Source organism: Longimicrobium sp., assembly GCF_048594345.1.
Taxonomy (GTDB): Bacteria; Gemmatimonadota; Gemmatimonadetes; order Longimicrobiales; family Longimicrobiaceae; genus Longimicrobium.
Map to the genome: position 1 here is coordinate 1 of NZ_JBMDXM010000244.1, position 11,223 is coordinate 11,223.

The following is an 11,223-nucleotide window of genomic DNA, read 5'->3' on the forward strand; positions in this document are numbered from 1 at the left end:
ACCGTCCATCAGACAAACGCTTGCGCGCGACCGAAGGTCCCTCTCCCGGCTTGCTTGAACCCGGCCGAAGCGGCAACGGCGTGTCCGACAGGGGCGGAACCCGACAGTTCGGAGCGGCGTGGCGGCGTTCAAGCCGTCGGACAGAAGGTCCTTCGGTCGCGCGCAAAAGGTTTAGTTACCGCAGGTTCCACGAGGTGCGCTCCCTCAGGATGACTGTTCTCCGTGCACCGAGTTCACAATAACCGTTTCTGCTCATTCGCTGTGCATTCAGGCCGTTAGGATGAAATCTCATGCGGAGACGCGGAGTACGCGGAGGCGCGGAGAAGCGTGATGTTCTCCGCGCCCTCCGCGTCTCCGCGTGAGCCCGGCAGTAGAACTCCGAGTGCACCGCGAATCATGGAAATCGGTATAACACCCTCTCAGCGACACAACCCTTGCGCGCGACCGAAGGATCTCGCCTGAAGCACGCGTGGGGCTGGATTCCTGGCGCGGAATCCAGCCCCACGGCCGTGCCGGCGAGATCCTTCGGTCGGCGCCCCGGCCTCATCGTGCGCTGACGATGCGGGGCGGCGCCTTCCTCAGGAAATCAACGCAGGAGGTCCGGCGGAAGACTCGGAGTGAGCTTCCGTTTCCTCAAACGCCGGCCCGATTGCCGCCCAGCTCGCCCTCGTTCAGGATGTGCGTCTCGCCCACGTCGGGCTGCTGGCCGGTGATCATCCCCTTCACCACCTCGAAGAGCACCACCGGGCGCGGCGTGTTGCTCACCATGTACACCACGCTGTGCGCGTCCACCGCCACCAGCGTCAGGCGCGGATCGTCGGGCCCGCCATCGCGGCCGGGGCCGTCGTCGGGGAACCAGGCCTTCCAGTCGGGCCGGTACAGCTCGTGGATCTTGGCGCGGTCGTTCACCATGCGCGCCGTGCCGCTCACGGATACCCACTCGCGCGTCTTGTCGCGGTAGTAGCTCACGTTCACGTGCGCGTCGTGCACCAGCTCGTCCATCTTGTGCGTCTCGCCGTCGGTCACAAACCACAGGTCCGCGCCGGCCGCGCGCGCCTGCGTGGCCATCGGCCGCGACACCAGGTGCCCATCCTGCCGCCGCGTGGTGAACATCGCGATCTCGATCCCCTCCACCAGGCCGTACATCTGGTCGAGCTTCTTTTCCGTCGATGCCGGGGTGGCGTCGTGCGGCGCCCCCGTGCTGCCGTTGCTCATCGTCATCCCTCTGCGAAAGGTTTGTGCACTCTTCGGCCGGGGACGTTGAGCAGGGTGCGTGCCGGAGGAGTGCGAGAGTGCGGTGACTTGCCGCGATGGGGCGGGGGCGGCATCCTTCCCGGCTTCATCCACCTGGTGCACAAAGGGAGCGGTTTGACGGAGCGATCCACGTCGCGGCTGCAGGTGCTGGGGGCCGCGCTGCTGTTTTCCACGGGCGGGGCCGCCATCAAGGCCACCACGCTCACCGCGTGGCAGGTGGCGGGCTTTCGCAGCGCCGTTGCCGCGGCCGCCGTCTTTCTGCTGGTGCCGGCGGCGCGCCGCGGGTGGACGTGGCACGTGCTGCCCGTGGGCGTGGCCTACGCCACCACGCTGGTGCTGTTCGTAGCCGCCAACAAGCTTACGACGTCGGCCAACGCCATCTTTCTGCAGTCCACCGCGCCGCTGTACATGCTGGCGTTCGGCCCGCTGCTGCTCAAGGAGTCGGTGCGGCGGCGCGACCTTGCGTTCATGGCGCCGGTGCTGCTGGGGCTGGTGCTGTTCTTCGTGGGCAGCGAGGCGCCGGTGCACACGGCGCCCAATCCCAGGCTGGGCAACATCTTTTCGGTGATCAGCGGCGTTACCTGGGCGCTTACCATCGTGGGGCTGCGGTGGCTGGGAAACCGCGATGGTGGCGAAGGCTCCGGCCTGCCGACGGTCATCGCCGGCAACCTGATCGCGTTCTTCGCCTGCCTTCCCCTCTCGCTGCCGGTGGTGAACGCGGGCACGGGTGACTGGCTGGCGATCGGCTACCTGGGTGTTTTTCAGATCGGAGCGGCGTACCTGCTGCTTACCGCCGGCGTGCGCCACGTCACCGCGCTGGAGGCATCGGTGCTGCTGCTGCTGGAGCCGGCGCTGAACCCCGTGTGGGCGTGGCTGGTGCACGGCGAGACGCCGGGCCCGTGGGCCATCGCCGGCGGCATCCTGATCCTGGGCGCCACCCTCCTCCGCACCATCGCCGAAACCCGCTCCGAACGCAAAGCTCCGGCGGGATAGCGACGGAGTTATCCTTTTCTCCATGAATGAGGACGAGGGCCCCGGCGATGCTCCGCCGGGGCCCTCGTTCGTCCGTCCGGGAGAGGATCGGCTCAGTTGGCCGTCCACACGATGGGGATGGTGACGACCACCGCCACCGCGTTTCCGTTGATCCGGGCCGGGCGGAACCGGAAGCGGTCCGCCACCCGCAGCGTCGCTTCGCCAAAGGCCGGGTGCGACGCCTCGATCACGCGCGCCGAGCCGGGAACCGGCACGCCCTCCTCGTCCACCACCATCTCGATCACCACGCGCCCGCTCACCCGGTCGTCGCGCAGCATGGCGGGGTAGTTCCGCTCCAGGATGCGGCTCAGGCCTGTGCGCTCCAGCACCGGCCGCACCTCCGCGTCGCTTGCCGGCATTGGCCCGGCCGGCGTGGGCTCGACGGTCTCACCCGTGAGCGGCGTGGGCTCCACCGTCGTCCTTGGACCGATGATGTCACCGGGCCGCCCATCACGACGGTAATCCTCAGGGTTCACCAGCTGCGCGCCGTCCTTTTCGGCTCTGGGGTCGATGGGTACGACATCCATTCGGGGCACCACCAGCACGTCGGCCGGTGCCGGCTTCTCCAACGGCTTGCCGGGCTGCGCCGGAGTGCGCTTGGGTTGCTCTTCCACGTATACGGGAGGCGGCTCCTCCGGCAACGAAACTCCACAATCCAGACAAATGTCCTCGACCATCTCATACTCTGCGGTCGAGGCGTAGACTAGGCCGCCCAAGAGCACAAGGTGGGCGGCGATGGAGGCGATGATCGTGGCGGGGGTGATCCCCCTGCGCTTCTTTTCACCCGTGAGGACCTTGAACATGGGGCACCTCTGGCGGAGTGGTGGCGGGCCGTGATCTGGAGGGGTGGCGGCGGAGTGCGGGGGGGGGCGAGTGCTGTAACGTCTATCCCGAGCGGTTAGATGATGCCTTTTCTACGTCTTCTTCCACGGAAGCAACGAACGGTCGCTCGCCGTTCTGACCACGCGTGCATGATACCCGTGAGTTGCCGATGAACCGCGCCACGGTCTGCCCCATGCGCTCCAGATCGTGGCGATCGGCCGCACGCGAAGAACCGCGTGAAGGGCAAATACAAAGGGCCCCGGCGATGCTCTGCCGGGGCCCTCCTGCATCGATCGGGAGAGGATCGGCTCAGTTGGCCGTCCACACGATGGGGATGGTGACGACCACCGCCACCGCGTTTCCGTTGATCCGCGCCGGGCGGAAGCGGAAGCGGTCCGCCACCCGCAGCGTCGCTTCGCCAAAAGCCGGGTGCGACGCCTCGATCACGCGCGCCGAGCCGGGAACCGCGCGTCCGTCCTCGTCGACCACCAGCTCGATGACCACGCGGCCGCCCACCCGGCTGTCGCGCAGCACCGCGGGGTAGTTGCGCTCCAGCGTGCGGGCCAGGCCGCGGCTGTCCAGCACCGGCCGCACCTCGACCACGGCCACGTCAAACACCTTCGGCCCGGCGTTCCCGTCACCCGCGGGAGGCGCGGGGTCCCTGGCCGGCGGCTCCGGGTTGTTGCCCGGCTCGCCCACCCCGGTGTGGCGGGTGAGATCCACCGGCTCCGCGCCCGGCTCTTCCTTCTGGATGCCTTCCGGCGCCTCCGTCACCTGCTCGATCTCCTCCTGGTTCCCCTCCGCCGGCGTTTCCACCGGCTGGTCGGGCTCGTCCGGCTGCGCGGGCGCGGGCGGAGGGGGCTCGTCGATGACGGGCGTGGGCGGTGGCGGCGGTTCATCCGCCTCCCACAGGATGACCGTGTCCGCCTCGATGGCCCCGGCGTCGGCGGGCTCGCCGCCGGAGGCGAACACGGCGCCGCCCAGGAGCAGAAGGTGGGCGGCAACGGAAGCGACGATCGTGGCGGGGCTGATCCCTTTGCGCTTCGCTTCGCCGGTGAGGACCTTGAACATGGGGCACCTCCTGCGGAGTGGTGACGGCCGTGGGCCGAGGGTATCCGGAGGGCGACGGCGGAGGCGGGTACGCGACGGCCCTGTGTCGTCGTACGTCCGCTGCCGGGCGGTAGTTCCAGCGCTTCCCGCGTTCCCTTCCACAGAGGCAACGAACGATCGTTCGCCGTTCTGACCACGCCGTGCCGGAAGACCTCAATCCCGTTCAGCCGTCGATGCACCACTCCACGGGCGGCTGCCCCATCCGCTGCAGTTCGCGGTTGATGGTGGTGAACGGCTTGCTGCCGAAGAACCCGCGCCTGGCGGAAAGCGGCGAGGGATGCGCGGACTTGTGCACGTAGTGCGGCGCGCCGATCAGCGGCTCCTTTTTGGCGGCGTATCCCCCCCACAGCACGAACACCACCGGGTCCTCGCGCTCCGCCAGCGCGCGGATCACCGCGTCGGTGAACGTCTCCCACCCCTTGCCCTTGTGCGAGTTGGGCTCGCCGTCGCGCACGGTGAGCACCGCGTTCAGCAGCAGCACCCCCTGCTTGGCCCAGGACACAAGGGAGCCGTGCCCGGGGATGGGACAATCCATCTCCGCCCTTAGCTCCTTGAAGATGTTGGCCAGCGATGGCGGTTTGGGAACGCCGGGGCGAACGGAGAACGCCAGCCCGTGGGCCTGCCCGGACCCATGATACGGGTCCTGCCCCAGGATCATCACCCTCACCTTGTCGTACGGGGTGAGTTCCAGGGCGGTAAAGACCTCGTCCTCGGGCGGGTAGACGGTGGCGCGGCGGCGCTCGTCATCCACAAAGTCGCGCAGCTGGTGGAAGTACGGCTTTTCCAGCTCCGCGCCCACGCGGGCCTGCCACGAACGGGGAAGGGGCAGCTTCATCGGCCGGGTTCGGGATCGGGACGGACAGTCTGATCACAAGTAAACAACGTACACGGATCCGGATTGCAAACCCGGTTCCGCCGCGGCCCGCCCGCAATCCGACGGCGAGACGTTTGTACGCGCTTGGTGTCAGAAAGAGATTGCCTGTTGCGTTGCAGCACGCAACGCACGGCGCGGAGGCGCCGGCTTTTTCCGGCGCAGGATCCCGCGCCTTGAAGAATCCCTCCACAAGGAAACCTTCCGATGAAGAAGATCGCGCTCAACCCGGATGCGCTGGCGGTGGAATCGTTCGAGATCGACGGCGGCGGGCAGGATCGCGGCACCGTGATGGCGAACCAGGGCACGCTGAACGAGAACTGCTACAGCAAGGTAGGCTCGTGCAACCGCACGGCCTGCTGCCCCGACACCACCGTCTGCTGACCCACACGCAGCGCAAAACGAGCGGGGCGGCTCCTTCCGGGGCCGCCCCGCTCGTCGTTCCGTGGATGCGGATCGTCCGGGTCGGTCGATGGCGCCATCAGGGCGCGGTGCCCGCGGCGGGTCCGGGAGGCGCCACCAGCTCGACGTCCGTGACCTCGCCGCCGGCTTCGCGTATGTCGGTGACGGCATGCGAGTTGTTTTCCTGCCCCCTCCAGTCGGTGACGCGTGCAACGTTGGTGGTGCGGATGTGCCACCGCGTGACCACCCAGGCCCCGTTGGCCAGCCGCCGGAACACCACCGAGCCACCGCCGCGCGACCTCCCCCGCGGATTGGGCAGGTCCGTGTACTCGTATTCGACGTCGCGCAGCTCGCCGGTGCGGCGGTCGATGCGCAGCACGCCGCGGATGTCCACGATCCCCCGGCGCTGCACGGGCTCGAACGCCAGGCCGACCGTCGCCCGGTCGGCGCGGGCCACGTACAGGCAGTGCGTGTCCAGAAACTCGTCGGAAAGCAGCACGTGCGCGTCGGGGCCATGAAACGAAAGGCTGTCGCCCTCGCCGCGCACGTAGCCGCCCTCCGCCAGCTCCGCGGGCGTAAGGGTGGTGAACGGCCGGCCCGTCACCCGGCGGGGCGCATCCCGGCGCCGGGGCGTCAGGCCGTTGCGCAGCACGACGTCGTTGCGGTAGGTGCGGACGGTGTACCGCACGCGCTGAGCGTCCTGCAGAAACGCCGTGGCGCGCAACGCCTTGCGCGCCTCGTCCCACAGCGTGTACGCGAGCATTCCCTGTCCCGGCCGCACGGTGCACTGGCTTTCTCCCACCACGTCCACCGTGGGAAGCACGAACACCTGCAGCGCGGTGGTCAGCCGCACCTCCGCGGTTTCTCCGGCGGCCAGGTCGATGGCAAGCTCCGCCGTCCGGTACCCCGTGCGCTCCGCGCGCACCAGGTAGCGCCCCGGCAGCGCGGCGATCAGCGTAAAGCGGCCCTGCGCGTCCGTCATCGCGCCCTCGTTCGACGCGCCGCCTGGGTAGATGAGAACGACCAGCGCGCTGGGCACCGGCCGCGCCGTATCGTCCACCAGCACACCGTGCACCGTCTGGGCGCCCAGCGGCCCCGCAGCGAACAGCGCGGCGCACAGCACCATCAAGCGGACGATGCGGTTCGAACGACCGGGTGAGATCAAGGGAGCTCCAGCGGACATACGTGGGGGGGAATGCCGTGCGTGTCCTGAGTTTACGGCATTCCGCGCACCCAGGGAGACGGTTTGCGGAACTGATTGGCGATGAAGAGGTTTGGGTCAATCGGCGCCGGCGCTCCGCCCTCCAGGGTGTCCTCGTGGAGGGACGGATGCGCGCGCGCGGTGGACGATTCCATCGCTGCGGGCCGGGTTGCGGACGAGCGGTGAGCCGTGCGGAAAGGGGAGGGGCGGCGGATCGGGATCCGCCGCCCCTCTGGTCCTCAGAAGCCGGGCGGGATGCGCCGGTGCCAGTCGGTGCGGCGCTGCACCTCGCGGGCGAGGGCGACCAGCTTGCCCTCGGACCAGGCGCGGCCGGTAAAGGCGATGGACGTGGGCAGGCTCTCGCGGCCAAAGCCGTTGGGGAGGGCAATGCCGGGAAGCCCCACCAGGTTGGCCGCGCCGCTGATCCCCTGGCCGCCGCCGGGCGCGTCCGTCCACGCGTCGTCGAACGGCTTGCCGACGGGATAGGACACGGTGTCCCAGGTGGGATGCACCAGCGCGTCGAACCCGCCGTCCACGAACAGCCGGTCCAGCGCCTCGCCGGCCGGCCGCCGCACCCGCATGGCGCGCAGGTAGTCCTTGGCGAACACCACCTGCCCCGCGTATCCGCCGATGCGGTCTTCCGGCGCGCTCAGCTCGCGTACGCGCCCGCTGCTCACCAGCTCTTCGAAGATGCTGGCCGCCTCGGCGTCGATGATGAGCGATGCCGCCGCGCCGTACGGGTACTCCGGCAGCGTCACGTCGCGCACCAGCTCGGCAAAGCCGCCCAGCACCTCCAGCGACGCCTCGAAGTTGCGGCGCACCTCTGGCTGCGCGCCCTCCGCGTTCCCCTTGAGGATGCCCAGCCGTGGCCGCCGTGGCATCGCCGCGTCGGCGTGGCGGTACGGGCGCTCCACCGTGGATTCGTCGCGCGGGTCGGGGCCGGCGATGGCCTCCAGCACCACGCCGCAGTCCTCGGCCGTGCGGCACATGGGGCCGATCTTGTCCATGGTCCACGACAGCGCCATCGCCCCCCAGCGGCTCACGCGGCCGTAGGTGGGCCGCAGCCCCGTCACGCCCGAAAGCGCCGCGGGGGCGAAGATGGATCCCCACGTCTCGCTGCCGATGGCGAACGGCACCAGCGCCGCCGCCGCCGCCGCACCCGGCCCGCTGGACGATCCGCCGCTCCAGTAGTCGCGATTCCACGGCGTGCGCCCGGGCCCGGTGAACGACGCGTCCGCCTGCTCGTATCCAAAGCCGCCGGCCAGCTCGACCGATGCCAGCTTGGCCACCAGCACCGCGCCCGCCGCCTCGAGCCGCTCCACCACGGCCGCGTCCGGCAGCCGCTGCTCGCGATACGGCTGGGCGCCCCAGCTGGTGGGGTAGCCCTCCGCGCCGATCAGGTCCTTGGCGCCGTAGGGCATGCCGTGCAGCGGCCCGCGGTAGCGCCCGGCCGCGATCTCGTCGCGTGCCTGGCGCGCCTCCGCAAGCGCGCGCTCGCGGGTGACCGTCACCAGCGCGCCCAGCGCGGGGCCGAAGCGCTCCAGGCGCTCCATGTACGCCTCCGCCAGCTCCACCGGGTCCAGCCGCCGGGTGCGAACCTGCTCCGCCAGCTCGGTGAGCGGCAGGTGCAGCGTCTCGTCGGGGATGCTCATCGTTCGCCACCCGGCACGCGGTAGACGAATGTCGGCTCCGTGGAGATCGGGAGCGGAAAGCGCCGCAGCCGCTCGGCGGTGGAGAGCACGCCGCTGATGCCGAGCTGCACCTTCGCCATCTCCTCGTCCGTCATGCGGTCGCCGTACTGCACCCGTATCGCCTCCGCCAGCGCGCGCGCCAGCGGCGTAGGCTCCTGCCGTCCCGGCGCCGCGGGTGTGGCCGCGGCAGCCACGGGAGCGGGCGTGGGCGACGTTTCTGGCGCCGTGGCCGCGCACGCGGCGAGCGCCGGCGCCACCGCCGCGGCGACGGCTGCCTTCGCGAAGTCGCGGCGGGTAAGGTCGTTGGATTCGTGCGCCATCGGAATGCCGGGCGTCGTGTGATGCTGTGAATCGGATGTTTCAGAAACGATACGCGGCCTCAGCGAGGGGCGACAGGGTACGACAAGAAGCCACCTTCCGGCACCGCGGCCGGAGGGTGGCCTCCATCCAAAGAATTGCAGCGCGAGGGTGTTACCAGAGACGACGCACCGTATAGGGATCGAACATGGCGTCTGCGCTTACCAGCTCACCGCCTTCCCCCTGCGCCTGCCCAATGATGGTCCGGCAGAGCGTTCCGACGTCGTCGAGCGGCGCGTCGGAATCCGCGGGAACGGTAAACAGCCCCTTCGCGGTGCCCGGCACGCGCTCCCTGGCCTCCTCGGCAACCGCGGGGACCAGGCGAGCGAGCGGCGCTCCGTCACGCGTGATCAGCACCTCCGCCCGGCTCCAACCTGCTGGACGAGCTTCGCCAGTTGCGCTTCAGCTTCCGCGAGCTCGATCGCGAACGTCACCATCGGGTACCTCCAAGTGAATCGAGCCGACCATACGCACTTCAGGTTAACGCCGGTCTGTCGCGCCATCTACCCGCTCACAATCCGTACTCCTTGAGCTTCTGCCAGAGCGTGGTGCGGCCCATGCCCAGCGCGGCGGCGGCCTTGGTGCGGTTGCCGTCGGCCTCTTCCAGCGCCTGGACGATGGACTCGCGCTCGGCTTCGGCGTCGGGGGCCACGTAGCGCCGCGCGGGCTCGGCGGCGCGGGGGTCGCCGCGCCTGGCGTCGCCGTTGGCGTGGCCGTTCCCGTTGCCGTTGGACGACGCGCCCATGCCGGCCGCGACGGTCTCGCGCAGCTCCTCGGGAAGGTGGTGCGCCAGGATGCGGCCGCCCTCGCAGACGATGCAGGCGTACTCCACCGCCGTCATCAGCTCGCGCACGTTGCCGGGCCAGTCGTACGCCTGCATCACCTCCACGGCGTCGTCGCTGATGCCGGTGACGCGGCGGTGCGGCTCCACGCGCTCGTTCCACCGGGCCAGCGCCGCGCCCACCAGCGCGGGAACGTCCTCCGCCCGGTCCTTGAGCTCCGGAACGCGGATCTGAAAGACCTTCAGGCGAAAGTACAGGTCCTTCCGGAACGTCCCTTCCTCCACCATCGCCTCCAGGTCGCGGTGCGTGGCCGCGATCACACGCACGTCCACCTGCACCGGACGCGCGGTGCCCACCCGCACCACCTCGCGCTCCTGCACCACGCGCAGCAGCTTGGCCTGCATGGCGGGTGAAACGTCGCCGATCTCGTCGAGGAAGATCGTCCCCTGGTGCGCCTCCTCGAACATTCCCTTCCGCTCCTGCACCGCGCCGGTGAACGCCCCGCGCGCGTGGCCAAACAGCTCCGACTCCAGCAGTCCCTCCGCCAGCGCCGAGCAGTTGACGGCCAGGTACGGCCGGCTGCGGCGCGGGCTTTCCTCGTGCAGCGCGCGGGCGATCAGCTCCTTGCCGGTGCCGGTTGCGCCGCGCAGCAGCACCGTGCTTTCCGTGGGCGCCACGCGCGCGATGGCCCGCTTCACCTCGCGCATCTTTTGCCCCGTGCCCACGATGCGCGAGGCGCCGGCGCCCAGCACCGGCTCGCGGCGGGCCAGGATCGCCTTGATCTTGGAGCGCAGCAGCGCGTTGTTGCAGGGCTTGGTGAGGTAGTCGTCCGCGCCCAGCTTGAGCGCCGCGACGGCCGAATCCACCGTGGCGAACCCGGTGAGCATGAGCACGGGAACGTCGTTGCCGGCGCCGCGCAGCTCCTCCAGCACGGACAGGCCGGTGCGGCCTTCCATGCGCAGGTCCAGCAGCACCATGTCAAACTCGCCGCCGCGCAGCTTTTCCAGGCCGCTGTCGCCGCTGGGGGCGGCATCTACCTCATAGCCCTCGTCGGTCAGCAGGGCGCCCGTGCCCACGCGGAACGCGCGGTCGTCGTCGATGATCAGGATGCGGGCCGTGTCCGGCATCGAATCGTCTTCTTTCGTTGGATGAACGTCAACTTCAACTGCTTCGTGGGCCGACCCGCCACGCACCTGCGTCGGCAACGGCGCCATTCCGCCGAGAAACTGCCGCGTCCGCCGCCGGGCGAATCAATTCGCGGCAACGACTACACGAAGTCCGCCTTCGCGGACTCGGCGGCCCTACGGTGTGCGGCGTTCCAAGCACCTGCGCGTCCGCGACCGATTGCGACCCGCCGGCCCCGTCCCGGCGGTTGAAACCGCGGCTGAAACCTCACGAAGTCCGCCTTCGCGGATTGCACCCGCGGGATTACAGCCCCGCGCTGTTCGCGGGGCTTCGTGCTTTTCCAGCCGCGGATTCATCCGCCCCGAGACCAGAGCCGGCGGAAGCGGATCCGTACTCTCGAACTCTCGAACTCTCGAACTCTCGAACTCTCGTACTCTCGTACTCTCGTACTCTCGTACCTTCGTACCTTCGTACCTTCGTACCTTCGTACCTTCGTACCTTCGTACCTTCGTACCTTCGTACCTTCGTACCTTCGTACCTTCGTACCTTCGTACCTTCGTACCTTCGTACCTTCGT

The 11,223-nt window shown here is 69.4% G+C and carries 11 protein-coding genes; 2 read left to right on the plus strand and 9 right to left on the minus strand.

Annotated elements, in window-relative coordinates; genetic code table 11:
• Positions 1-633: 633 nt before the first annotated feature.
• Complete coding sequence (locus ACOJUJ_RS25565) at positions 634-1,215, minus strand: pyridoxamine 5'-phosphate oxidase family protein (protein WP_420129760.1); 582 nt, start codon at positions 1,213-1,215, stop codon at positions 634-636.
• Positions 1,216-1,368: 153 nt separating this feature from the next.
• On the opposite strand from ACOJUJ_RS25565, the gene ACOJUJ_RS25570 reads away from it, so the two are divergent.
• Positions 1,369-2,247 (plus strand): DMT family transporter, encoded by an 879-nt coding sequence (locus ACOJUJ_RS25570; protein WP_420129761.1) that lies wholly within the window; start codon positions 1,369-1,371, stop codon positions 2,245-2,247.
• A 92-nt stretch (positions 2,248-2,339) separates the two neighbouring features.
• On the opposite strand, the gene ACOJUJ_RS25575 is transcribed toward ACOJUJ_RS25570, so the two are convergent.
• The 3 genes from ACOJUJ_RS25575 to ACOJUJ_RS25585 form a co-directional block, all read right to left on the minus strand.
• Positions 2,340-3,089, minus strand: a complete 750-nt coding sequence (locus ACOJUJ_RS25575; protein ID WP_420129762.1) for an energy transducer TonB — start codon at positions 3,087-3,089, stop codon at positions 2,340-2,342.
• A gap of 328 nt (positions 3,090-3,417) precedes the next feature.
• A complete protein-coding gene (locus tag ACOJUJ_RS25580; protein WP_420129763.1) occupies positions 3,418-4,179 on the minus strand; it encodes an energy transducer TonB in 762 nt (253 codons plus the stop codon).
• Between the two features lie 202 nt (positions 4,180-4,381).
• The gene (locus tag ACOJUJ_RS25585; RefSeq protein WP_420129764.1) at positions 4,382-5,053 is read right to left on the minus strand and encodes a uracil-DNA glycosylase; all 672 of its coding nucleotides are present in this window, start codon (positions 5,051-5,053) and stop codon (positions 4,382-4,384) included.
• 243 nt (positions 5,054-5,296) lie between these two features.
• Between ACOJUJ_RS25585 and ACOJUJ_RS25590 the strand changes: the two genes are divergently transcribed.
• Positions 5,297-5,473 (plus strand): hypothetical protein, encoded by a 177-nt coding sequence (locus ACOJUJ_RS25590; protein WP_420129765.1) that lies wholly within the window; start codon positions 5,297-5,299, stop codon positions 5,471-5,473.
• A 97-nt stretch (positions 5,474-5,570) separates the two neighbouring features.
• On the opposite strand, the gene ACOJUJ_RS25595 is transcribed toward ACOJUJ_RS25590, so the two are convergent.
• From ACOJUJ_RS25595 to ACOJUJ_RS25615, 5 genes are all read right to left on the minus strand, one after another.
• Positions 5,571-6,656: a carboxypeptidase-like regulatory domain-containing protein gene (locus ACOJUJ_RS25595; RefSeq protein ID WP_420129766.1), complete on the minus strand. Its 1,086-nt coding sequence runs from the start codon at positions 6,654-6,656 to the stop codon at positions 5,571-5,573.
• Between the two features lie 275 nt (positions 6,657-6,931).
• Positions 6,932-8,344 (minus strand): amidase, encoded by a 1,413-nt coding sequence (locus ACOJUJ_RS25600; RefSeq protein WP_420129767.1) that lies wholly within the window; start codon positions 8,342-8,344, stop codon positions 6,932-6,934.
• Positions 8,341-8,703: a hypothetical protein gene (locus ACOJUJ_RS25605; protein ID WP_420129768.1), complete on the minus strand. Its 363-nt coding sequence runs from the start codon at positions 8,701-8,703 to the stop codon at positions 8,341-8,343. Before ACOJUJ_RS25605 ends, ACOJUJ_RS25600 begins: the two co-directional genes overlap by 4 nt.
• Before the next feature lie 151 nt (positions 8,704-8,854).
• Complete coding sequence (locus tag ACOJUJ_RS25610) at positions 8,855-9,097, minus strand: hypothetical protein (protein WP_420129769.1); 243 nt, start codon at positions 9,095-9,097, stop codon at positions 8,855-8,857.
• A gap of 154 nt (positions 9,098-9,251) precedes the next feature.
• Positions 9,252-10,649 (minus strand): sigma-54-dependent transcriptional regulator, encoded by a 1,398-nt coding sequence (locus tag ACOJUJ_RS25615; RefSeq protein WP_420129770.1) that lies wholly within the window; start codon positions 10,647-10,649, stop codon positions 9,252-9,254.
• Positions 10,650-11,223: the final 574 nt, after the last annotated feature.

Excerpts from the sequence above, each read along its gene's own strand:
- ACOJUJ_RS25565 (WP_420129760.1), bottom strand. The coding sequence starts at position 1,215 with ATGAGCAACGGCAGCACGGGGGCGCCGCACGACGCCACCCCGGCATCG.
- ACOJUJ_RS25575 (WP_420129762.1), bottom strand. The coding sequence starts at position 3,089 with ATGTTCAAGGTCCTCACGGGTGAAAAGAAGCGCAGGGGGATCACCCCC.
- ACOJUJ_RS25580 (WP_420129763.1), bottom strand. The coding sequence starts at position 4,179 with ATGTTCAAGGTCCTCACCGGCGAAGCGAAGCGCAAAGGGATCAGCCCC.
- ACOJUJ_RS25585 (WP_420129764.1), bottom strand. The coding sequence starts at position 5,053 with ATGAAGCTGCCCCTTCCCCGTTCGTGGCAGGCCCGCGTGGGCGCGGAG.
- ACOJUJ_RS25590 (WP_420129765.1), top strand. The coding sequence starts at position 5,297 with ATGAAGAAGATCGCGCTCAACCCGGATGCGCTGGCGGTGGAATCGTTC.
- ACOJUJ_RS25600 (WP_420129767.1), bottom strand. The coding sequence starts at position 8,344 with ATGAGCATCCCCGACGAGACGCTGCACCTGCCGCTCACCGAGCTGGCG.
- ACOJUJ_RS25605 (WP_420129768.1), bottom strand. The coding sequence starts at position 8,703 with ATGGCGCACGAATCCAACGACCTTACCCGCCGCGACTTCGCGAAGGCA.
- ACOJUJ_RS25615 (WP_420129770.1), bottom strand. The coding sequence starts at position 10,649 with ATGCCGGACACGGCCCGCATCCTGATCATCGACGACGACCGCGCGTTC.